Annotated in this window: 16 protein-coding genes; 7 read left to right on the top strand and 9 right to left on the bottom strand. The window is 68.8% G+C overall.

The window, feature by feature from the left end; translation table 11 throughout:
• The 5 genes from QO033_RS14700 to QO033_RS14680 all read right to left on the bottom strand — a co-directional run.
• The coding region (locus QO033_RS14700; protein WP_407682118.1) for an ACT domain-containing protein at positions 1 to 120 on the bottom strand (120 nt) is incomplete at its 3' end.
• Between the two features lie 133 nt (positions 121 to 253).
• Positions 254 to 814, bottom strand: coding sequence for a sarcosine oxidase subunit gamma (locus QO033_RS14695; RefSeq protein ID WP_284481737.1), 561 nt, complete (start codon positions 812 to 814; stop codon positions 254 to 256).
• Entirely contained in the window at positions 807 to 3740 is a 2934-nt protein-coding gene (locus QO033_RS14690; protein ID WP_284481736.1) for a sarcosine oxidase subunit alpha family protein, read from the bottom strand. The genes QO033_RS14695 and QO033_RS14690 overlap by 8 nt, the downstream gene beginning before the upstream one ends.
• Complete coding sequence (locus QO033_RS14685; RefSeq protein WP_284481735.1) at positions 3737 to 4051, bottom strand: sarcosine oxidase subunit delta; 315 nt, start codon at positions 4049 to 4051, stop codon at positions 3737 to 3739. Before QO033_RS14685 ends, QO033_RS14690 begins: the two co-directional genes overlap by 4 nt.
• A 9-nt stretch (positions 4052 to 4060) precedes the next feature.
• Positions 4061 to 5311, bottom strand: a complete 1251-nt coding sequence (locus tag QO033_RS14680; RefSeq protein ID WP_284481734.1) for a sarcosine oxidase subunit beta family protein — start codon at positions 5309 to 5311, stop codon at positions 4061 to 4063.
• A 114-nt stretch (positions 5312 to 5425) separates the two neighbouring features.
• On the opposite strand from QO033_RS14680, the gene QO033_RS14675 reads away from it, so the two are divergent.
• The 7 genes from QO033_RS14675 (at position 5426) to QO033_RS14645 (ending at position 15215) form a co-directional block, all read left to right on the top strand.
• Positions 5426 to 6409: a GlxA family transcriptional regulator gene (locus QO033_RS14675; protein WP_284481733.1), complete on the top strand. Its 984-nt coding sequence runs from the start codon at positions 5426 to 5428 to the stop codon at positions 6407 to 6409.
• A gap of 371 nt (positions 6410 to 6780) precedes the next feature.
• A complete protein-coding gene (locus tag QO033_RS14670; RefSeq protein ID WP_284481732.1) occupies positions 6781 to 8457 on the top strand; it encodes a thiamine pyrophosphate-binding protein in 1677 nt (558 codons plus the stop codon).
• Entirely contained in the window at positions 8454 to 10529 is a 2076-nt protein-coding gene (locus QO033_RS14665) for a hydantoinase/oxoprolinase family protein (RefSeq protein ID WP_284481731.1), read from the top strand. Before QO033_RS14670 ends, QO033_RS14665 begins: the two co-directional genes overlap by 4 nt.
• Positions 10530 to 10532: 3 nt before the next feature.
• Entirely contained in the window at positions 10533 to 12152 is a 1620-nt protein-coding gene (locus QO033_RS14660; protein ID WP_284481730.1) for a hydantoinase B/oxoprolinase family protein, read from the top strand.
• Positions 12153 to 12235: 83 nt separating this feature from the next.
• Complete coding sequence (locus QO033_RS14655; RefSeq protein WP_284481729.1) at positions 12236 to 13054, top strand: NAD-dependent epimerase/dehydratase family protein; 819 nt, start codon at positions 12236 to 12238, stop codon at positions 13052 to 13054.
• Entirely contained in the window at positions 13051 to 14256 is a 1206-nt protein-coding gene (locus QO033_RS14650; RefSeq protein ID WP_284481728.1) for an NAD(P)/FAD-dependent oxidoreductase, read from the top strand. The genes QO033_RS14655 and QO033_RS14650 overlap by 4 nt, the downstream gene beginning before the upstream one ends.
• 26 nt (positions 14257 to 14282) lie before the next feature.
• Complete coding sequence (locus tag QO033_RS14645; RefSeq protein ID WP_284481727.1) at positions 14283 to 15215, top strand: LysR substrate-binding domain-containing protein; 933 nt, start codon at positions 14283 to 14285, stop codon at positions 15213 to 15215.
• 6 nt (positions 15216 to 15221) lie between these two features.
• Here QO033_RS14645 and QO033_RS14640 read toward each other — a convergent pair whose 3' ends face one another.
• From QO033_RS14640 to hutI, 4 genes are all read right to left on the bottom strand, one after another.
• A complete protein-coding gene (locus QO033_RS14640; RefSeq protein ID WP_284481726.1) occupies positions 15222 to 17093 on the bottom strand; it encodes a heavy metal translocating P-type ATPase in 1872 nt (623 codons plus the stop codon).
• 160 nt (positions 17094 to 17253) lie between these two features.
• Entirely contained in the window at positions 17254 to 18924 is a 1671-nt protein-coding gene (hutU, locus tag QO033_RS14635; protein ID WP_284481725.1) for a urocanate hydratase, read from the bottom strand.
• Between the two features lie 83 nt (positions 18925 to 19007).
• On the bottom strand, positions 19008 to 20546 hold the full coding sequence (gene hutH / locus QO033_RS14630; RefSeq protein ID WP_284481724.1) for a histidine ammonia-lyase: 1539 nt from the start codon (positions 20544 to 20546) through the stop codon (positions 19008 to 19010).
• Entirely contained in the window at positions 20543 to 21754 is a 1212-nt protein-coding gene (gene hutI / locus QO033_RS14625; protein ID WP_284481723.1) for an imidazolonepropionase, read from the bottom strand. The genes hutH and hutI overlap by 4 nt, the downstream gene beginning before the upstream one ends.
• Positions 21755 to 21880 lie beyond the last annotated feature (126 nt).

Below are 21880 nucleotides of genomic sequence, written 5' to 3'. Positions count from 1 at the left end.
CGGGTCGTCGAATTGCGAGCTGTCGGTGATGTTGCAGCCCTGATCCGCCAGGTAATTGGCAATCGCAGCGACAATCCCCCGCGTCGAGGGGCAGGTCACGGTCAGGCAGTATGTGGTCATCAAGGTCTCCCGCGGGACATCTGGTATCGGTTCGGGCACATGCGGTCAGGCAGGCGCCGGGGTCAAGGGCGGAGGGGCAGGCCCCCGTGAAGCTGTTCGGCCGTGAAGCTGTTCGGCCGTGATCCGCGACGGTTCAGACCGCGACGAGCCGCCCGGCGGCGGTCTCGATCGCGTGCCAGAGCGATCCTGCCAGGGTCCGCATGCCGATGATCGCCAGCCGATCCTCGGCCCGGCGGATCAGGAACACCGACATATGTTCCAGACCGGTCCGGGTTGCGTGGCCCGGGCCGAATCCCGCCGCATCCACGTTGACAAGTTTCTCCATCAGCCGGGACAGCGGAGCGCCGCCGGCGACCGAAGTGATCTCGAATGCGACCCAGCCGTCGGTCTGTTCGGTGATCGAGCAGCCCGGCGCCTCGGCCTTCAGTGCGGCGGCGAAATCCTCTTCGCCGCGGCCCTCGGCCTCGATCATCCATTGATCCGGTCCGGTCCAGAAGGCGGCATATGCGCCGGAGGCGGCCCAGCCGCCGGGATCCGGCAGGGTCAGCCCGAAGGGCGAGGGGGCGGTGCCCCCGCGGCGCAGGGCGAGCGAGGCCAGTCCGAGGCCCGGGTTTTCCCGCAGCGTCAGGGTGCCGAGCGTCAGCAGGCGCGGCGCGGCGGCGCCAAGCGCCGAGATCGGTTTCAGGTCAGACACGCAGGCGCCCTCCTTCAGGGTCGACGAAATGGGGCGAGACGACGCGCAGGCGCTGGCTCTCGCCTTCAAGCGGGTTGGCGGCGATCAGGATTTCCCCCTCGCGGGCATCGCCGTTTTCCAGGAAGCCGAGCCCGATCATCGAGCCGACATGCGGCGAATAGGCGGCCGAGGTGATCCAGCCCTGATCGGTTTCCATCGTCTGCTCGGCGCCATCGGTGAAGAGATGCGCGCCGGCGGTGACCTTGCCGCTCCGGGTCTCGGGTACCAGCCCGACCAGGCGGCGGCGGTCGGCCGCCAGCCCCTCGCGCCGCGACATCAGCGCGCCGATCGCATCCTTCTTGGCCGAGACCATGCGGCCCAGCCCCAGCATCGCGGCGGTGGAATGACCGTTCAGCTCATTGCCCGCGGCATGGCCTTTCTCGATCCTGAGCACTCCCAGCGCCTCGGTGCCGTAGGGGGTGGCGCCCAGGTCTTCGCCCAGCTCCATCAGCCGCTGCATCAGCGCATGGCCATAGCGGGCAGGCACCGCGACCTCATAGGCCAGCTCACCGGAGAAGGAGATGCGGAAGAGCCGCGCCCGCAGGCCGTTGCAGATGCTCAGCTCGGCACAGGCCATGAAGGGGAACCCCGCGTTCGACAGGTCCGCCGTGTCGACCACCCGCTCCAGAAGTGCGCGCGACTGCGGCCCCGCCACCGCGATCTGCGCCCAGGCATCGGTGGTGGAGATCAGTTGCACGTCGAGATCGGGCCAGAGACACTGGCGGGCGAATTCCATCTGTCGATAGACGAGGCCCGCGTTCGCCGTGGTGGTGGTGACGACGAAGTGATCCTCCGCCATCCGCGCCACGGTGCCGTCGTCATAGGCGAAGCCGTCCTCGCGCAGCATCAGCCCATAGCGCACCCGCCCGACCTTCAGCGTCGAGATGGTGTTGGCATAGAGCCGGTCGAGGAAGGCGGCCGCGTCGGCCCCCTGCACATCGACCTTGCCCAGCGTGGTCACATCGCAGAGCCCGACGCCGACGCGCACCGCCAGAACCTCGCGGTCGACGCTCTGGCGCCAGTGGGTTTCCCCGGCCTGCGGGAAATACTGCGCACGCATCCACTGGCCGACCTCGGTGAAGACGGCGCCCCGGGCCTCGGCCCAGTGGTGGGTCGGGGTCAGCCGGTGGGGGCGGAAATGCCGGCCGGTGTCGCCACCGCCCAGCACCGACAGCGCCACCGGGGTATAGGGCGGGCGGAAGATCGTGGTGCCGGTTGCCGGGATCGACTGGCCGGTCAGCTCGGCCATCACGGCGAGGGCGGAGACATTGGCGGTCTTGCCCTGATCGGTGGCCATGCCCAGCGTGGTCCAGCGTTTCAGATGTTCGACCGGGCGCATGTTTTCCTTGTGGGCCAGGACGATGTCCTTGACGGTGACATCGTTCTGCATGTCGACCCAGGCGCGTTTCTTGCCGGGCACATGCCAGAAGGCGGCCTGCCCCGCCGGGGATGCCTCGGCCCGCGGCAGATCGGGCAGCCGGGCGGCAAGGCCCAGATCGGCCAGCGCCTGCGCCGCCCGGGTGGCGCCATCGGCGAGCGCCGCTGCCAGTTCGCCGCGGCCGGCGGCGGCGCCGGCGGCGATCAGCCCGGCGGGGCCGTCGGCGCCCGGCACGAAGGCCAGCGCCTCGGGGTCCCAGATCGGGCGGCCGCGGTGATGCGCGGTCAGATGCACATTGGGATTCCAGCCGCCGGCGACACCGAGCGCGCCGCAGTCGATCCACTGGCTGTCGCCGTCGCGGGTGATCTCGATCCGGGTCAGTCCCAGCCGGCCGCGGCTGTCGCTGACCACTGCGCCGTCGAACAGCGGATAGCTGCCCTGCGGGTGCACGCCCTTGCGGCTGTCGATGACGCCTGCCACCTCGACCCCCTTGGCGATCAGGTCGCGGGCGGTGCGGTGACCGTCGTCGTTGTTGGTGAAGATCGCCACCCGCCGCGCCGGGCAGACGGCCCAGCGGTTGGCATAGGCGCGCAGCGCGCCGGCGAGCATGATGCCGGGGCGGTCGTTGTTGGCGAAGGGGATATGCCGTTCGGTGGCCCCCGCCGCCAGCACCGCGCGTTTGGCGGTGATCCGCCAAAGCGTCTGGCGCACGCCAGCGCCGGGAGTGGTCAGGTGATCGGCGACCCGTTCCACCGCGCCGTAGACGCCATGATCATAGACCCCGAAGACGGTGGTGCGCCGCATCACCCGCAGATTGGGCAGGCTGGCGAATTCCGCCTCCAGCGCCGCGATCCACTCGGTGGCGGGGGCGTCGTCCAGCTGCAGCGTCTCGGCCAGCAGCCGGCCGCCCAGGCGGGAATCCTCATCCGCCAGCACCACCTGCGCGCCGGCGCGGGCTGCGGTCAGCGCCGCCGCCAGCCCGGCGGCACCGCCGCCGATCACCAGCAGGTCGCAATGCAGAAACCCCTTGTCGTAGTGATCGGGGTCCGCCTGCATCGACAGGCTACCGAGGCCGGCGGCCTTGCGGATCGCCGGTTCGTAGAGCTTTTCCCAGAACGCCCTGGGCCACATGAAGGTCTTGTAGTAGAAGCCCGCCGCGAAGAAGGGCGACATCAGATCGTTGACCGCCAACAGGTCGCGGTTGAGCGGCCCCATGCGGTTCTGGCTGCGCGCCTCCAGCCCGTCGAAGAGCTCGGCCACCGTCGCCCGGGTGTTGGGTTCCTGGCGCGCGCCGCTGCGCAGTTCCACCAGCGCGTTGGGCTCTTCCGAGCCGGCGGAGAAGATACCGCGCGGCCGGTGGTACTTGAACGACCGGCCGACCAGCCGCACGTCATTGGCCAACAGCGCCGAGGCCAGCGTGTCGCCGGCGTGGCCGTAATAGACCTGCCCGTCGAAGGTGAAGGACAGTTTGCGGTCGCGGTCGATCAGACCGCCGGACAATCGGGTCATTGCGCGTCTCCCTGATCGGCGGGCGTGTCGGTGGCGCGGCGGGCCAGCGCCACGTCGCGGGCCAGTTCCGCCCCGAGGATTTCATGGGTGACGGTGTTCCGGGTCACCACCAGCCAGGAGCGGTCGCCCTGTTCGTGAAACCACAGCTCGCGATGCAGCCCGGCGGGGTTGTCGCGCTGGAAGACATAATCGCAAAACGCCGCTTCGGCGCCCTCGGCCAGCCCGTCGGGCCGGTCGATCATCATCGCATCGCCGAGATAGGTGAATTCCTGCGCGTCGCGCGGGCCGAGAAGGGGATGGGGGATCAGCATCGTCTTACCTCAGTGCAGGTTCGGCTGCGCGCCGCGGCCGTTTTCGTCCAGCAGATAGCCACGGGCGAAGCGGTCCAGCCGCATCTGTCTGGTGACCTCATGGGGTTCGTCCTTGGCCAGCAGATGGGCGAAGCAGAAGCCGGAGGCCGGCGTCGCCTTGAAGCCGCCGTAACACCAGCCGCCGTTGAAATAGAGCCCGTCGATATCGGTCTTGTCGATGATCGGGGAGCCGTCCATCGTCATGTCCATGATGCCGCCCCACATGCGCAGCAGACGCGCCCGGCCGATCATCGGCATCAGTGCCATGCCGCCCTCGGCGACGTCCTCGATCACCGGCAGGTTGCCGCGCTGCGCATAGGAGTTGTAGCCGTCCAGATCGCCGCCGAAGACCAACCCGCCCTTGTCCGACTGGCTGATATAGAAATGCCCGGCACCGAAGGTGATCACCCCAGGGATCGTCGGTTTCAGCCCTTCGGAGACGAAGGCCTGCAGCACGTGGCTTTCCATCGGCAGCCGCATGCCGGCCTGCGCCATCACCCGGCTGGAAGAGCCGGCCACCGCCACGCCGACCTTCTTGGCGCCGATATAGCCGCGGGAGGTCTCGACCCCCAGAACCTTGCCGTTCTCGATGCGGAAGCCGGTGACCTCGCAGTTCTGGATGATGTCAACGCCGCGCATGTCGGCGCCCCGGGCATAGCCCCAGACCACGCCGTCATGCCGCGCGGTGCCGGCTCGGGTTTGCATCAGCCCGCCCTTGATCGGAAAGCGAGCATTGTCGAAATTCAGGAAGGGCACCATCTCGCGCACCTCGTCGCGGGACAGCAGCTGGGCCCCGGCGCCGGCCAGCATCATCGCGTTGCCGCGCCGGCGATAGGCATCGCGCTGACCGTCGGTATGGATCAGGTTGATGATGCCGCGTTGGCTGACCATGGAGTTGAAGTTGGTCTCCTGCTCCAGGTTTTCCCAGAGCTTCATCGACAGCTCGTAGAAATGCTCGTTGCCCGGCAACAGGTAGTTGGAGCGGATGATGGTGGTGTTGCGGCCGATATTGCCGGAACCGAGCCAGCCCTTTTCCAGCACCGCCACGCGGGTGACGCCGAATTTGGCGGCCAGGTGATAGGCGGTCGACAAACCGTGACCACCGCCGCCGACGATGATGATATCATACTCGGGCTGCGGATCGGGCGTGCGCCAGAGCGGTTTCCAGCCCTTGTGGCCGGTCACTGCCTCCTTGAACACGCGAAAGCCGGAAAAGCGCATCGGGAACTCCTGTTGATCGGATCGGTTCTGACACGAAGCGGCGGCATGGATGTTGTCTAGAATTGACAAATTTTTGCAGAAATGGGACATGAGGCCCGCTGTGAGGATCCGCGCATGTCCCCCCTGAGCCCGAAACGCTACGGCTTCCTGCTGATCGACGATTTCGCCCTGCTGTCGGCCGCCTCGGCGGTGGAGCCCTTGCGGGCCGCCAATCTGCTCTCCGGCCGGGCGCTCTATGACATGCGTTTCGTCTCGGCCCGTGGCGGCTGGCAGCAAAGCTCGGTCGGCGGTGCCTTTGAGACCGTCACGCTGGATCAGGCGGGGCTGGGGTTCGATATCCTGTTCGTGGTGGCCGGTGGTGACCCGCTGGCCTTCGTCGATCCGCATGTTCTGGGCTGGCTCAGGCGGCTGGGGCGGGGCGGGGTGCCGCTGGGCGGGATCTCCGGCGGCGCCGCGATCCTGGTGCAGGCCGGGCTGATGCAGGCGCGGCGCTTCACCATCCACTGGGAACACGCCGAAGGCCTGCGCGCCCGCCACCCGGAGGCGCTGATCGAGCGCCGGCTGTTCGTGATCGACCGCGACCGTTTCACCTGCGCCGGCGGCATGGCGCCGCTCGACATGATGCACGCGCTGATCGCCCGCGATCACGGTGCCGACCTGGCGCGCGGGGTGAGCGAGTGGTTCATTCACACCGGCATCCGCGCCGCGGAAGAGCCGCAGCAAACCGATGCGGTGGCGAAATACGGGCTGCATCACCCGGCGCTGGCGGCGGCGGTGGAGCTGATGACCAGTCATATCGCCGATCCGCTGAAGCTGGACGATCTGGCGCAGCTGTCCGGGCTGGGGGCGCGGCAGCTGGAGCGGCTGGCGCAGGCGCAGCTGGGCCAGAGCGTCATGAGCTTCTACCGTCGGCTGCGGCTGGAAAAGGCCGATCAGTTGCTGCGCCGGTCGACCCTGCCGCTGGCCGAGGTGGCGCAGGCCACCGGCTTTGCCGGGCCGGCGCATTTCTCCCGCGCCTTTTCCGACCATTACGGCCAGTCCCCCCGCGCCTGGCGGCGGGGCGGCGCGGCGACCGGGGCGGAGACGCCTGACGATTGATCAGCGTCTGGGAAAGCGGGGGCTGTCCTCGGGGCAGGGGCCGCCGTCGGCGATGGAACGCCGGGATGTATCTTTGTGACCCATAATCAGCCTGTTACGCCTTCGCTCTGACAAGGGGGAACGCGCCGGCATGATCCTTTAACAAGTTTTTCTTGTCATTCTGTTGCGTTTCTTGGTTTTCCGCACGCTTCGCCGGACGCATGCTCCTGGGACGAGGGCCGGGCGCCGCAGGGTGCGGGCCCTGGTGGTTTCGGGTCCTGGTGGTTTCGGCGCGGGCGCTTGCCACCGGGGGCCGGGTGATGATCTGTCTTGCTCAGGTGAGTCCCGCTTCGGGGCGACCGGTTGGGACAGATTGCAAAAGGACAGGGACGATGACGCGTAACGGGGGACAACTGCTGGTCGAAAGCCTGATCGCACTGGGGGCGAAGAAGGCGTTCGGGGTGCCGGGCGAAAGCTATCTGGCGGTGCTGGACGCGCTGCACGACACGCCTGGCCGGCTGGACTATGTCCTTTGCCGCAACGAGGGCGGCGCCGGATTCATGGCCGCCGCCTATGGCAAGCTGACCGGGACGCCCGGCATCTGCATGGTGACACGGGGGCCCGGTGCCACCAACGCCTCCATCGGGGTGCATACGGCGATGCAGGATTCCGCGCCGATGATCCTGCTGGTGGGGCAGGTCGGCACCGATATGAAGGGCCGCGAGGCGTTTCAGGAGGTCGATTACAAGGCGGTCTTCGGCACCATGGTCAAATGGGCGGTGGAGATCGACCAGATCGACCGCATTCCCGAAATCCTGTCGCGGGCCTGGACCATGGCGGTCACGGGCCGGCCGGGTCCGGTGGTGATCGCGCTGCCGGAGGACATGCTGACCAGCCTGACCGAGGCGACACCGCTGACCGGCCCGGTCGAGATCGTGGAGCCGGCCCCCGCTGCCGCCGCGATGGAGAAGATGCGCGGCATTCTGGCTGAGGCGAAACAGCCGGTGATCTTCTACGGCGGCTGCAACTGGCAGGGCGACAGCATGGCGCGCATTCAGGCCTTTGCCGAGGCCTCCGACATTCCCGTGGTGGCGGTGTTTCGCTATCAGGATCAGCTCGACAACAATTCCCCGGTCTTCTGTGGCGAGGCCGGGGTCGGCATGGCGCCGCATGTCCGCCGCCTGGTGGCAGAGGCCGATGTGATCCTGGCGATCAACACCCGGTTCGGAGAAAACTCCACCGACGGCTATACGCTTCTCGACGTACCGCAGCCGAAACAGCGGCTGATCCATGTGCATGGCTCCGATCTGGAGATCGGCAAGATCTATCGTCCCGAGCTGGGCATTCAGGCCGGTCCCAATGCCTTTGCCGAGGCGCTCTCTGCCCTCGCGCCCGTCACCGGCGACTGGGCCGTCTGGCGGGCGGAGGGGCGCGCCGCCTATGAGGCGGGCTTCGAACTGCCCGACCTGCCGTCGCCGGTCGATATGGGCAAGGTCTGTGCCCATCTGCGCGAGGTGCTGCCCCGGGATATGATCCTGACCAACGGGGCCGGCAATTTCACCGTCTGGTCGGGGCGGTTCTTCAAGTTCGGACCGAAGGCGCGGCTTCTGGCGCCGCAGTCGGGGGCGATGGGCTACGGCCTGCCGGCAGCGATCGCCGCCAAGGTCGCCGAGCCGGAGAAAACCGTGGTCTGCTTTGCCGGGGACGGCGATTTCCAGATGAACTGCACCGAACTGGCGACCGCGCTGCAGGCCGGCGCCCAGCCCATCGTTCTGATCCTCAACAACGGCATCTACGGAACCATCCGGGCGCATCAGGAGCGCCATTATCCCGAGCGTGTGTCCGGCACCACCATGGTCAGCCCGGATTTCGCCGCACTCGCCCGCGCCTATGGTTTTCACGGCGAGCGGGTCGAAACCACCGAAGATTTCCCGGCCGCCTTCGACCGGGCGCTGGCCTCGAAAACCGGGGCGGTGCTGGATCTCAACATCTCGCCCGAGGCGCTGACGCCTCGGGTCAGTCTCAGCCAGATGCGGGCGGCGGCACTGGCAGCGAAAGGATCGGCATGACCACAGGCGACATCCGGCTGGGCGCCGATATCGGCGGCACCTTCACCGACATCGCGCTCGACCTCAGGGGCGTGATCTATTCGACCAAGGTGCTGACGAATTATGCCCAGCCGGAGCAGGCGATCCTCGACGGGATCGATATCGTGCTGGAGCAGGCGGGGCTGCCGATCGGCCGGATCGACATGATCATCCACGGCACCACGCTGGCCACCAATGCGCTGATCGAACGCCGCGGCGCGCGTACCGCATTGGTCACCACCGAAGGGTTTCGCGACGTGATCGAGATGCGGACCGAGAACCGCTTCGAGCAATACGACCTGAACCTGAAGCTGCCCGAGCCGCTGATCCCGCGCGAGGATCGCTTTACCGTCGGAGGACGGATGAACGCGCAGGGCGCCGAGCTTCAGCCGCTGGACGAGGCGCGCCTGCAGCAGATCGCGGCGGAGATCGCCGCCGGCGGCTTCGGCTCGGTGGCGGTGGGCTTCATCCACGCCTATGCCAACCCGGCACACGAACGCCGTGCGCGGGAGATTCTGGCGCAGCGGCTGGACCTGCCGATCTCGCTCTCCTCCGACGTGTCGCCCCAGATGCGGGAATTCGAGCGGTTCAACACCGTCTGCGCCAATGCCTATGTGCGGCCGCAGATGGAGGATTACCTGCACCGGCTGCAACGGCGGCTGCGAGAGCAGGGGGCGCAATGCCCGGTCTTCATGATCCATTCCGGCGGCGGGCTGATCTCGGTCGAGACGGCGGCGGAATTCCCGGTGCGGCTGGTCGAATCCGGGCCGGCGGGCGGTGCCATCTTCGCCGCCGATATCGCCCGGCAGTTCGGGCTGGAGCGGGTGGTCAGCTACGACATGGGTGGCACCACCGCCAAGATCTGCCTGATCGACCAGTATCAGCCGCAGACCGCCCGCAGTTTCGAGGTAGCGCGCAGTTACCGGTTCTCCAAGGGCTCGGGCATGCCGATCTCCATTCCGGTGATCGAGATGATCGAGATCGGCGCCGGGGGCGGCTCGCTCGCTTGGGTCGACGCCATGGGGCGGATCCAGGCCGGGCCGCAATCGGCGGGGTCGGAGCCGGGCCCGGCCTGCTACGGACAGGGCGGCACCCGGCCGGCGATCACCGATGCCGATCTGCTTCTCGGCAAGCTCGACCCGGAGAATTTCGCCGGTGGCAAGATCCGCCTCTCGGTGCCGGCGGCTGAGCAGGCGGTGGCGACGGAGGTGGGCGCGCGGCTGGGGCTGGGGACGCAGGCGGCGGCCTTCGGAATCTGCGATGTGGTCGATGAGAACATGGCCAATGCCGCCCGCGTCCATGCGGTGGAGAACGGCAAGAACATCTCTGACACCCGGATGATCGCCTTCGGCGGCGCCGCGCCGCTGCATGCCGCCCGGCTTTGCGAGAAACTGGGGATCGACCTCTGCCTGATCCCGCGCGGTGCCGGGGTCGGTTCGGCCATCGGTTTTCTCAGGGCGCCCTTCGGTTATGAGGCGGTGGCGTCCCAGGTGATGCGGCTCACGGGCTTCGATGCGGCGGGGCTGAACACGCTGCTCGCCGGGCTGAAAGCCACGGCGGAGGGGTTCGTCCGCGAGGGGGCACGGGGCGAGATCATGCATGAGATCACCGCGTTCATGCGCTATGCCGGGCAGGGCTGGGAAATCCCGGTGCCCTTGCCCGACCGGCCTTTCACCCCGGCGGATGCCGCAGCGATCGCCGAAGCCTTCCGTGAGCGCTATGCGCAGTTCTTCGGCCGCGCCGTCGAGGGGCTGGAGATCGAATGCGTGACCTTCTCGGTCAAGGTGCAGGACATCCGCCCCGAGGGCGCCCGCCATGTGCTGGAGCTCGATGGCATCGACCAGCCGGTGAGCGACAGCCGCGATGTCTTCGACCCGGCCAGCGGCGTCATGTGCCCCAGCGCGATCCATGCCCGTGACGGGCTGGCGCCGGGCGCCCGCATCGCCGGCCCGGCGGTGATCGTCGAGGAGGAGACCGCCACCGTGGTCACCAGCCCCTTCGACGCGGTGATCCAGAGTGACGGCAGTATCCTGCTGCTCAGGAAAGGAGCCTGAGACATGAGCCAGATCGACGATATCCGGATGCAGGTGATGTGGAACCGGCTGATCTCGGTGGTGGAGGAACAGGCGACGACGCTCTTGCGCACTGCCTTCTCCACCTCGGTGCGCGAGGCCGGCGATCTCTCTGCCGGGGTGTTCGACCGCGAGGGGCGGATGCTGGCCCAGGCGGTCACCGGCACGCCGGGGCATGTCAACACCATGGCCGAGGCGGTGCCGCATTTCATCGCGGCGCTGGCCGATGAGGAGATGCGCCCGGGCGACACCTATGTCACCAACGATCCCTGGAAGGGCACCGGCCATCTGCACGACATCACCATGGTCTCGCCCTCGTTTCTTGAGGACGAGCTGATCGGTTTCTTCGCCTGCACCGCCCATGTGGTGGATGTGGGCGGACGCGGCTTCGGTGCGGATGGCAAATCGGTCTATGAGGAAGGCATCCAGATCCCGATCATGCATTTCGCCCGCGCAGGCGAGGTGAACCGCGATCTGCTGCGACTGCTGCGCGCCAATGTGCGCGAACCCGATCAGGTGATCGGCGATTTCTATTCGCTGGCGGCCTGCAACGATGTCGGCCACCGCCGGCTGGTCGAGATGCTGGAAGAGGTCGGGCTGCCGCGCCTCGATCCGCTGGCGGAGTTCATCTTCTCCCGCACCCATGCGGCGGTGATGGAGCGGATCGCGGCGCTGCCCAGGGGGCAGTGGTCGAACGATATGCTGACCGATGGCTATGACGATCCGATCCGGCTGGCGGCGGCGGTGGAGATCACCGGAGACCGGGTGAATGTCGATTTCACCGGCTCGTCGCCGGTTAGCCGCTGGGGCATCAACGTGCCGCTGATCTACACCAAGGCCTATGCCTGCTATGCGATCAAATGCGTGGTGGCGCCGGATATCCCGAACAACGCCGCCTCGCTCGCGGCCTTCACCATTTCCGCCCCCGAGGGCATTCTCAATGCGCCGCGCCCGGCGCCGGTCAGCCTGCGCCATGTGATCGGCCACATGGTGCCCGACGTGGTGCTGGGGGCCTTGGCCAAGGCGCTGCCGGGGCAGATCCTGGCCGAAGGGGCGGGCGCGCTGTGGAATGTCCATATCTCTGCCCGGCCGGTGGCGGGGCAACCGGGGCGGCGCGCCGAAGTCCTCATGTTCAATTCCGGCGGCATGGGGGCGCGGCCCGGGCTGGACGGGCTGTCGGCCACCGCCTTTCCCTCCGGTGTGCACACCATGCCGATCGAGGCGACGGAACATACCGGCCCGATCATCGTCTGGCGCAAGGAGCTACGGCCGGATTCGGGCGGCGAGGGGCAATATCGCGGCGGGCTCGGCCAGATCATCGAGATCGGGCCCGAGGCGGGCCATGAATTCGACTTCTCCGCCATGTTCGACCGGGTCACCACGCCGCCCCGTGGCCGCGACGGCGGCGGGTCCGGTGCGGCCGGTGTGGTGGAGCTGGACGACGGCACGCCGCTGAAGCCCAAGGGCTGGCAATTCGTCCCCGAGGGCCGCCGGCTGGTGCTGAAGGCGCCCGGCGGCGGCGGCTTTGGCGACCCGGCGGCGCGCGCGCCGGAGGATCGCGCCCGCGATCTGCGCCGGGGCTATGTCAGCCGCAAGCCCGAGTGATTTCGCCCGGGGCGGCCGCCCCGGGACCCCGACCCGCCCGATCCATCAATCTGCCCGATCTGCCAATCCGAAGGACATCAGCCATGACCAAACCATTCCAGAAAATCCTGATCACCGGCGCGGCGGGACGTCTGGGCAGCCAGCTGCGTCGCGGGCTGGCGCCCCTGGCCGACAGCCTGCGTCTGGCCGATCGCGAGCCGATCACAGACCTGCAGCCGCATGAGGAGGCGGCGGTCTTCGATCTGGGCGACGAGGCGGCCACCATCGCCGCGACCGAGGGCTGCGACGCCATCGTTCACATGGGCGGCGCCCCGACCGAGCGGCCCTGGCAGGAGGTGCTCGATTCCAACATCCGCGGCTCCTATCACATCTATGAGGGTGCGCGGAAACACGGGGTCCGGCGGGTGATCTACGCCTCCTCGGTACATGCCATCGGCTATCACCAGCTCGACACCCATATCGACACCGACAGCCCGTTGCGGCCCGACACGCTTTATGGTGTGTCGAAGTGTTTTGTCGAATCCCTGGGCAGTCTCTACTGGGACAAGTTCGGGATCGAGAGCGCGATGATCCGCATCTTCTCCTCCTTCCCGGAGCCGGCGGACCGGCGGATGCTGTGGTCCTGGCTCAGTTTCGACGATTGCGTGCGGCTGGTCAGCGCCGCGCTGACCGCGCCGCATCTGGGCTATACCGTCAGTTTCGGCATGTCCGACAACCGGGTGAAGCCGGTTGACAATTCCAAGGCCGGGCACCTTGGGTATATCCCGCAGGACAGCGCCGAGCCCTATCGCGCGGCGGTGGAAGCGAAAACCGATATTGCCGATCCGATGGCCCGGTCGACCCAGTGCATGGGCGGCTGGTACGTGGATATGGGTCATCCTGATGATGAGGTTGGGAAATGAAAGAACACTATGACGTCGTGATCGTCGGCGGCGCCGTCATCGGCTCTGCCGTGGCCTATTACCTGGCGGCGAACCCGGATTTCGACGGCTCGATCCTGGTGGTGGAGCGCGACCCGAGCTATGCGCAGGCCTCGACCTCGCTCTCTGCCTCGGGGATCCGGGTGCAGTATTCCAACCCGATCAACGTCAAGGTCAGCCAGTACGGGCTGGAGGTGATCCGCAATTTCGCCGAGATCATGCAGGTGGGCGACGACCGGCCCGACCTGAACTTCCATTCCGGCGGCTATCTCTACCTCGCCGGCACGGCGGAGCAGGCGCAGGTGCTGCGCGAGTGTCACGAGGTCCAGCGCGCCTGCGGTGCCGATGTGGTGCTGTGGGAGAAGGACGAACTGGCCGCCGCCTTCCCGCATCTCCGGGTCGAGGATATCCAGCTCGCCTCCTACGGCCTGTCGGGCGAGGGCTGGTTCAACAACACCGGCATCATGGCCGGTTTCCGCAAGAAGGCCCGGGCATTGGGCGCCGAGATCGTCACCGACGAGGTGGTCGCCATCGCCCGCGACGGCGCCAAGGTCACCGGCGTCACCCTGAAATCCGGTGCGGTGATCGGGGTGGGCACGGTGGTCAACGCCTCCGGTCCGCGGGCGGCGCTGACGGCACGGATGGCCGGCCTCGATATCCCGGTGGAGCCGCGCAAGCGCACGCTCTTCGTCTTCGACTGCGCCGACAGCCCCGAGGGCTCCGCCGTGGTGAACGACGGCAGGCTGCCGCTGATGATCGACCCGACCGGCGTGTGGTGCCGGCCCGAGGGCAAGTATTTCCTCGCCGGTGGCGTGCCGGAGGAGGACCCGGCGGTGGACTGGGACGATTTCGAGCCGCGCTATGCCGAGTTCGAGGAACAGATCTGGCCGGCGCTGGCGGAACGCTCGCCGCAGTTCGAGGCGATCAAGGTGATCAACCAGTGGGCGGGGCATTACGCCTACAACACGCTCGATCACAACATGGTGGTGGGCCGCCATCCGGAGGTGGAGAATTTCATCTTCGCCAACGGGTTTTCCGGCCACGGGCTGCAGCAGGGCCCGGCAACCGGCCGGGCGGTGTCCGAACTGATCGCCTATGGCGAATACCGCAGCCTCGATTTCGCGGAAGTGGGTTACGAGCGGGTGATCGAAGGGCGCCCGTTCCTGGAAAAGGCGATCATCTGACGCCGCCTCGGGGGGAGGAGCCCGCAATGCAGAGCCCACCGGTCCGCCTGCCGCCGCTGAACGCGCTGCGCGTGTTCTGGGCGGTGATGCGGCGCGGCAGCTTTCGCGCCGCCGCGGCGGAACTTTCTGTGTCGCCCCAGGCGGTCAGCCAGCAGATCAAGCTGCTGGAGGACATCCTGGGGGTGGCGCTGTTCCTGCGCCGGGGCCGGGCGGTCGATCCCACCGAGCAGGCGATCCTGCTGTCGCATTTCGTGCAGGCGGGGTTCGACGAATTCGCCGAAGGGGTGCGGCGGGTCACCTCTGTCGCCGGGCGCCACCGGATCACTCTGAACGTCAGCCCCTATTTCGCCACCCGCTATCTGATCGGTCGGCTCGACCGGTTCCGCGCCCGCATGCCCGGCGCCGATCTGCGGCTGACCACCATGGTGGCGCTGCCGGATTTCATCAGCGACGATGTCGATGTCTCGATCCAGTGGGGCTTTGGCGACTGGCCGGGGATGGAGGCGCATTTGCTGGTGCGCGACCCCAAGCTGATCTGCTGCGCGCCGGCGCTGGCCGCCGCGATCCGCAGGCCGGACGATCTGCTGCGTCAGACGCTGCTGCATCCGGTCTCGGCCGGGACCTACTGGCCGAGGGTGCTGCGCCACCTCGGGGTGAGCCTGCCCGATCAGGCCGGCGAGATCGCCTTTCAGGATGCCGACAGCATGCGGCAGGCGACCCTTGCCGGGATGGGGGTGGGGCTGGTGTCGCGCGGCGACGCGGTCGAGGATCTGGACAGCGGCCGGCTGGTCGCACCCCTGGGGGCAGAGGTGCTGGCGGACATGGCCGCGGGCGATGTTCCGGGGTTCTATCTGGTGCTGCCGCGCGCCCATCGCCGGATGAAGACGGTCGCGACCTTCTGCGACTGGGTCCTGGCCGAGGACTGGAGCGCGCCGGCGACCCCCTTGCCGCCGGGCTGAGGCGCCTCAGGCAGAGATCTCCTCGATCCCGGGGCGGATGCGCAGGGCGCGCAGTGCGTTCAGGATCACCGCGACATCGATCACCTCCTGCAGCAGCGCCCCCTCGACCGGCGTCAGCCAGCCGAGCGCGGCGGCGATCATGCCCAGCACCGACAGGCCGATGCCGGCGACCACGCTCTGGATGGCGATGCCGCGCGCGCGCCGCGCGATCTCCAGCCCGGGGCGCAGCCGGTCGAGGTGGTCGACCAGCAGCACCACATCGGCGGCCTCGGCCGAGGCGGCGGCACCGCGCGCACCCATCGCTACGCCGACATCGGCGGCCGCCAGCGCCGGCGCATCGTTGACCCCGTCGCCGACCATCATCACCGGGCCGTTCTTGCGTTCGCTGAGGACCAGAAGCACCTTCTGATCCGGGCTGAGGCCGGCCCGCACCCCGTCGAGGCCGAGCCCGGCGGTCACCCGCCGGGCCACCTCGGCGCGGTCACCGGTGGCCAGCAGCAGCCGGGCGATGCCCTGCCGGCGCAGCGCCTGCAGCAGGCCGGCGGCGCCCTCGCGCAGCGGGTCTGCCATCACCAGATGCCCGGCCAGCCGACCATCGACGGCAACCGCCACCAGCACGGCGCCGGCGTCCAGGTCGGCGGCCATCGGCAGTGCGGTCTCGCTGACCGTGGCGCCGATGCGGGCGGCCACGAAATCGGCGCCACCGACCAGGACCTGACGGTCGTCGACCCGGCCGGAGACTCCTTCGCCGGCATGTTCGGTCAGACCGGCGGGCACCGGCAGGTGCAGCCCGCGCGCCTGCGCCTCGGCGACCAGGGCCTGGGCCACCGGATGCTTGCTGCCCTGATCGAGCGCGGCGGCCAGCCGCAGCACCTCGGCCTCGGGCAGGTCTGCATGCGGCAGGACGCTGGTGATCTGAGGGCGCCCGTCGGTCAGGGTGCCGGTCTTGTCGAGGATCAGCGTGCGGATATGGGCCATCGCCTCGAGCGGCCGGGCGCCCTTGACCAGGACGCCGAACTGCGCCGCCCGGCTGAGCCCGGCGACCAGCGCCACCGGCACCGCCAGGATCAGCGGGCAGGGGGTGGCGACCACCAGCACCGCCACCGCCCGGATCGGATCGCCGGTCAGTGCCCAGGCGAGGCCGGCCAGCGCCACGGTCACCGCCAGGAAGCCCAGCGACCAGCGGTCGGCCAGCCGCGACATCGGCGCCTTGGACCGCTGCGCCTCCTCCACCAGCCGGACGATCCCGGCATAGGTGCTGTCGCCGGCGCTGTGGCTGGCGCGCAGGCGAAACGCCTCGCCGGCATTGGTGGCCCCGCTCATGACGGCGGCGCCGGGGCCGCATTTCACCGGCAGCGATTCCCCGGTCAGGGCGGAGGTGTCGAGAAACGCCTGACCGTCGAGAACGACGCCATCGACGGGCACCACATCCCCCTGGTGGATCAGCAGCTCATCGCCCGGGGCCAGCGCCTCGAGCGGGACGTCCTCCAGCCCGGCGGCGCCGATGCGGGTGGCGCTGCGCGGTACCCGGGCCAGAAGATCGTGCATTTCGCGGCGGGCGCGGCGTTCGGCATGGCTCTCCAGAAAGGTGCCGCCGGCATACATCACCGCCACCACCGAGGCGGCCAGCGTTTCGCCGAAGACCAGCGCGCTGGTCATCGACAGCGCCGCCACGATATCAAGCCCGATTTCCCCCTGCCGGAGGCTGCGCAGGATCTCCAGGCAGAGGCCGGTCAGAACCGGCAGCACTCCCAGCGCCCAGATCAGCGTGGCGCCGCGGTCGGCTCCGGCCAGCAGCAGCAGAAGGCCGATGGCCAGCGTGGTCAGGGCGCTGAGCAGCAGCAGGGTTTTGATCCGGTCGCCCGGGGACTGGGACATGCTTTCGTCTCGCTGGCTTGCGGGCTGGGCCGCTGGCGTGCCCCCATGATCGGGACCGGCGCGACCCTCCCAAGACGGGGCCGCGGGCGCAAGGAAAAAGCGAAATGCGGTAAGGAGGAAGCGGCCGGCGGGAGCAGGGCCAGCCCGCCGGCCAGGGGCCTCAGCCCAGGATGCCGGGCAACCGCAGGCCGTGGTGACGGGCGCAGGCGATCGCCTCTTCATAGCCGGCGTCGGCGTGGCGCCAGACGCCTGAGGCCGGATCGTTCCACAGCACCCGTTCCAGCCGGCGGTCGGCCTCGGCGCTGCCATCGGCGACGATGACCATGCCGGCGTGCTGGCTGAAGCCCATGCCGACGCCGCCGCCGTGATGCAGCGACACCCAGGTGGCGCCGGAGGCGGTATTGACCAGCGCGTTCAGCAGCGGCCAGTCCGACACCGCGTCGGAGCCGTCCCGCATAGCCTCGGTCTCGCGGTTGGGCGAGGCGACCGAGCCGCTGTCGAGGTGATCGCGCCCGATCGCCACCGGCGCCTTCAACTCGCCGCGCCGCACCATTTCGTTGAAGGCCAGGCCCAGCCGGTGACGATCGCCCAGACCCACCCAGCAGATCCGCGCCGGCAGCCCCTGAAAGGCGATCCGCGCGCGCGCCATGTCCAGCCAGTTGTGCAGATGGGCGTCGTCGGGCATCAGCTCCTTCACCTTCTGGTCGGTCTTCCAGATATCCTCCGGATCGCCAGACAGCGCCGCCCAGCGGAACGGGCCGACGCCCCGGCAGAACAGCGGCCGGATATAGGCCGGCACGAAGCCGGGGAAGGCGAAGGCGCGCTCAAGCCCTTCCTCCAGCGCCATCTGGCGGATGTTGTTGCCGTAATCGACGGTGGGGATGCCGGCGTCGTGAAAGGCCACCATCGCCTCCACCTGCACCCGCATCGAGGCGCGGGCGGCCTTTTCCACCGCTTTCGGATCGCTCTCGGCCCGGGCACGCCATTCCGCCACCGTCCAGCCCTGCGGCAGGTAGCCGTTCACCGGATCATGGGCCGAGGTCTGGTCGGTGACGATATCGGGCCGCCGGCCGCGGTGCAGGATCGCCGGGAACACATCTGCGGCATTGCCAATCAATGCCACCGATTTCGCCTCTCCCGCTGCGGTCCAGCGGTCGATCATCTCCAGCGCCTCGTCCAGAGAGTGGGTCTTCTCGTCGACATAGCCGGTGCGCAGGCGGAAATCGGCGCGGGTCTCGTCGCATTCGACGGCGAGACAGCAGGCCCCGGCCATCACCGCCGCCAGCGGCTGCGCCCCGCCCATGCCGCCGAGGCCCCCGGTCAGGATCCAGCGGCCCTTCAGATCGCCGCCGTAGTGCTGGCGCCCGGCCTCCATGAAGGTCTCGTAGGTGCCCTGCACGATGCCCTGGCTGCCGATGTAGATCCAGGAACCGGCGGTCATCTGGCCGTACATCATCAGGCCCTTCTTATCCAATTCGTTGAAATGATCCCAGGTGGCCCAATGCGGTACCAGGTTCGAATTGGCGATCAGCACGCGCGGCGCATCGGCATGGCTGCGCACGATGGCGACCGGCTTGCCCGACTGCACCACCAGCGTCTCGTCCGCCTCCAGCCCCTTCAGGCTGTCGAGGATCAGGTCGAAGTCCTTCCAGGTCCGGGCGGCGCGGCCGATGCCGCCATAGACTACCAGGTCATGCGGGTTCTCGGCCACATCGGGATGCAGGTTGTTCATCAGCATCCGCAGCGGCGCCTCGGTCAGCCAGCTCTTGGCCGTCAGCTCGGGGCCGGTCGGGGGGAAGATGTCGCGGGTGTTGTGACGCGGGTCGGTCATCGGTCAGCCTTTCTGTCCGGGGGCCGGGGCGGCCGGGGTGGGGGGAAGGGGCGCGGCGGCGGCGCGCCGCCGGGTACAGGGGCTCATGCCGCGGGCTCCAGTTCCGGCAGCGGCAGGCCGGCGATCAGCCGGCCGTCGGCGACCAGGGCCTGGGCGGCGGCCAGATCGGGGGCGAGATAGCGGTCGGCGCGCAGTGGCGGGATGGTATGGCGCAGCCGCGCCAGCAGTTGCTGCAGCGCCGGGCTGGTCGTCAGCGGCGCCCGGAACTCCACCCCGTTGGCGGCGCAGAGCAGTTCGATCCCCAGAATGTGGTTCAGGTTCTCCACCATCCGCTCCAGCCGCCGGGCGCCGTGCGCGGCCATCGAGACGTGATCTTCCTGATTGGCGGAGGTCGGCGTGCTGTCGGTGACGCAGGGGTTGGCCAGATGCTTGTTCTCGCTCATCAGCGCGGCAGAGGTCACCTCGGCGATCATCAGGCCGGAGTTCAGCCCCGGGTCCGGCGTCAGGAAGGGCGGCAGATCGTGGCTCAGCGTCGGGTCCACCATCAGCGCGATGCGGCGTTGGGCGATGGCGCCGATCTCCGCCAGGGCCAGGGCGATGATATCGGCGGCAAAGCCCACCGGCTCGGCATGGAAGTTCCCGCCCGAGACGATCAGCCCGGCGCCGGTCAGCACCAGCGGGTTGTCGGTGGCGGCATTGGCCTCGATCAGCAGGGTACGGGCGGACTGACGCAGCACGTCGATCGCCGCGCCGGTCACCTGCGGCTGGCAGCGGATGCAATAGGGATCCTGCACCCGGCTGTCGCCGTCGCGATGGCTTTCGCGGATGTCCGAGCCCGCGAGGATCGCCCGCAGGCTGGCGGCGGCATCGATCTGGCCCTGATGACCGCGCAGGCTGTGGATCTCGGGCTGCAGCGGCGCGGTGGAGCCCATGATGGCATCGGTCGACAGCGCCGAGATCGCCAGCGCGTTCTGCATCGCCCGCCAGCCGCGGAACAGCCCGGCCAGGGCGAAGGCGGTGGTGAACTGGGTGCCGTTGATGCAGGCCAGCCCCTCTTTCGGGCCCAGCACGATGGGGGAGAGGCCGGCGCGAGCCAGCGCCTCGGCACCGGGCAGGCAGTCGCCCGCGATCTCCGCCTGGCCTTCGCCGATCATCACCGCCGTCATATGCGCCAGCGGTGCCAGATCGCCGGAGGCCCCGACCGAGCCCTGCGCCGGCACCACCGGGGTGACGCCTCGCGCCAGCATCTCCTGCAGGAGCTCGACCAGCTCCCAGCGCACGCCGGAAGCACCGCGACCGAAGGACAGAAGCTTCAGCGCCATCATCAGCCGGGTGATCCGCCGCGGGATCGCAGGCCCGACGCCGCAGCAATGGCTGAGGATCAGGTTGCGCTGCAGCGTCGCCGTGTCCTGAGGTGCGATCTTGAGGCTGGCGAGCTTGCCGAAGCCGGTGTTGACGCCATAGACCGGCGCCGCCCCGGCGGCGGCTGCGGCGATCCGGCGCGCCGCCTCCTCCACCTGCGGCCGGCAGCCGGGGTCGAGCCGGGCCGGCGCCTCGGTCCAGTAGAGCGTGGCCAGATCGGACAGGCTGGCCTGGCCGGGGATCAGGGGGAGCGGGGTCATGTCCTGCCTCCGAACAGACGTTTGTGAAGGGGGTTGAAGCCGATGCGATAGGCCAGCTCAGCCGGGGTGGCGACATCCCAGATCGCCAGATCGGCGCGCATCCCCGGCGCGATTACCCCGGAGTCCTGCAGCCCCAGCGCGCGGGCGGCGTGGCGGGTGATCCCGGCCAGTGCCTCCTCCGGCGTCAGGCGGAACAGGGTGCAGCCCATGTTCAGGGTCAGCAGCAGCGAGGTCAGCGGCGAGGTGCCGGGGTTGCAGTCGGTCGCCAGCGCCATCGGCACGCCCTGCGCGCGCAGCGCCGCGATCGGCGGCACCCGGGTTTCCCGCAGCGTGTAGAAGGCGCCGGGCAGCAGCGTGGCGACGGTGCCGGCGGCGGCCATGGCGGTCACCCCGGCCGGATCGAGATATTCGATGTGATCGGCCGACAGCGCGCCATAGCGCGCCGCCAGTGCGGCACCGCCGAGGTTCGACAGCTGTTCGGCATGCAGCTTCACTGGCAGGCCGAGGGCGCAGGCGGCGTCGAACACCCGGGCGATCTGCGCCGGGCTGAAGGCGATGGTTTCACAAAACCCGTCGACCGCGTCGACCAGCCCTTCGGCCTGCGCCGCCCTGAGTGTCGGGATGCAGACCTCGTCGAGATAGGCATCGGCGCGGCCGGCATAGTCCGGCGGCAGCGCATGGGCGCCGAGAAAGCTGGTCAGCACCCGGACCGGTCGCAGCTCCGCGATGCGGCGGGCGGCACGCAGCAGCCTGAGCTCGGTATCCCGGTCGAGGCCATAGCCGGATTTGATCTCTACCGTGGTGAGCCCCTCGGCGATCAGCGCGTCGAGCCGGGGCAGGGCGCTGGCCACCAGCTGATCCAGATCGGCGGCGCGGGTCGCCCGCACGGTGGAAAGGATGCCCCCGCCGCGGCGGGCCACCTCTTCATAGCTGGCGCCGTTCAGCCGCAGTTCGAATTCCGCGGCGCGGTCGCCGCCGAAGATCAGATGGGTGTGCGGGTCGATCAGCCCGGGGGTGACCAGCCGGCCGCCGAGATCCTCCGCCACCAGGGGGGCAAAGCGGTCGGGCAGCGCCGCCTCTGGCCCGGCCCAGGCGATCCGCTCGCCCTCCAGCACCAGCGCGCCGGCCGCGATCAGCCCGTAGGGCGCGTCGCGGGCGGGGTCCATGGTCGCAAGCCGGGCGTTCCGGAGAAGCTGAACGGAGGTCATGACGATTCGAGGCCTCAGGTGATTGGGTGGGTTGTTTAATATAGGTTATAGGTTATTATGTCTATACATAATATGAAGAAGGAAATCGCTTGACGATCTCACGTCCCGGCGCTCGGAGGCCGGAAA

The organism is Pseudodonghicola flavimaris (assembly GCF_030164425.1).
GTDB classification, from domain to species: Bacteria; Pseudomonadota; Alphaproteobacteria; order Rhodobacterales; family Rhodobacteraceae; genus Pseudodonghicola; species Pseudodonghicola flavimaris.
The sequence above is the reverse complement of the archived record's forward strand: the minus strand, read 5'-3'. Positions and strand labels throughout refer to the sequence as shown.

Bases quoted from the DNA above. Each gene is read 5' to 3' on its own strand.
- QO033_RS14690 (WP_284481736.1), bottom strand. From the start codon at position 3,740: ATGACCCGATTGTCCGGCGGTCTGATCGACCGCGACCGCAAACTGTCC.
- QO033_RS14655 (WP_284481729.1), top strand. From the start codon at position 12,236: ATGACCAAACCATTCCAGAAAATCCTGATCACCGGCGCGGCGGGACGT.
- hutI (WP_284481723.1), bottom strand. From the start codon at position 21,754: ATGACCTCCGTTCAGCTTCTCCGGAACGCCCGGCTTGCGACCATGGAC.
- QO033_RS14640 (WP_284481726.1), bottom strand. From the start codon at position 17,093: ATGTCCCAGTCCCCGGGCGACCGGATCAAAACCCTGCTGCTGCTCAGC.
- QO033_RS14680 (WP_284481734.1), bottom strand. From the start codon at position 5,311: ATGCGCTTTTCCGGCTTTCGCGTGTTCAAGGAGGCAGTGACCGGCCAC.
- hutU (WP_284481725.1), bottom strand. From the start codon at position 18,924: ATGACCGACCCGCGTCACAACACCCGCGACATCTTCCCCCCGACCGGC.
- QO033_RS14685 (WP_284481735.1), bottom strand. From the start codon at position 4,051: ATGCTGATCCCCCATCCCCTTCTCGGCCCGCGCGACGCGCAGGAATTC.
- QO033_RS14660 (WP_284481730.1), top strand. From the start codon at position 10,533: ATGAGCCAGATCGACGATATCCGGATGCAGGTGATGTGGAACCGGCTG.
- hutH (WP_284481724.1), bottom strand. From the start codon at position 20,546: ATGACCCCGCTCCCCCTGATCCCCGGCCAGGCCAGCCTGTCCGATCTG.
- QO033_RS14665 (WP_284481731.1), top strand. From the start codon at position 8,454: ATGACCACAGGCGACATCCGGCTGGGCGCCGATATCGGCGGCACCTTC.
- QO033_RS14650 (WP_284481728.1), top strand. From the start codon at position 13,051: ATGAAAGAACACTATGACGTCGTGATCGTCGGCGGCGCCGTCATCGGC.
- QO033_RS14675 (WP_284481733.1), top strand. From the start codon at position 5,426: ATGTCCCCCCTGAGCCCGAAACGCTACGGCTTCCTGCTGATCGACGAT.
- QO033_RS14645 (WP_284481727.1), top strand. From the start codon at position 14,283: ATGCAGAGCCCACCGGTCCGCCTGCCGCCGCTGAACGCGCTGCGCGTG.
- QO033_RS14670 (WP_284481732.1), top strand. From the start codon at position 6,781: ATGACGCGTAACGGGGGACAACTGCTGGTCGAAAGCCTGATCGCACTG.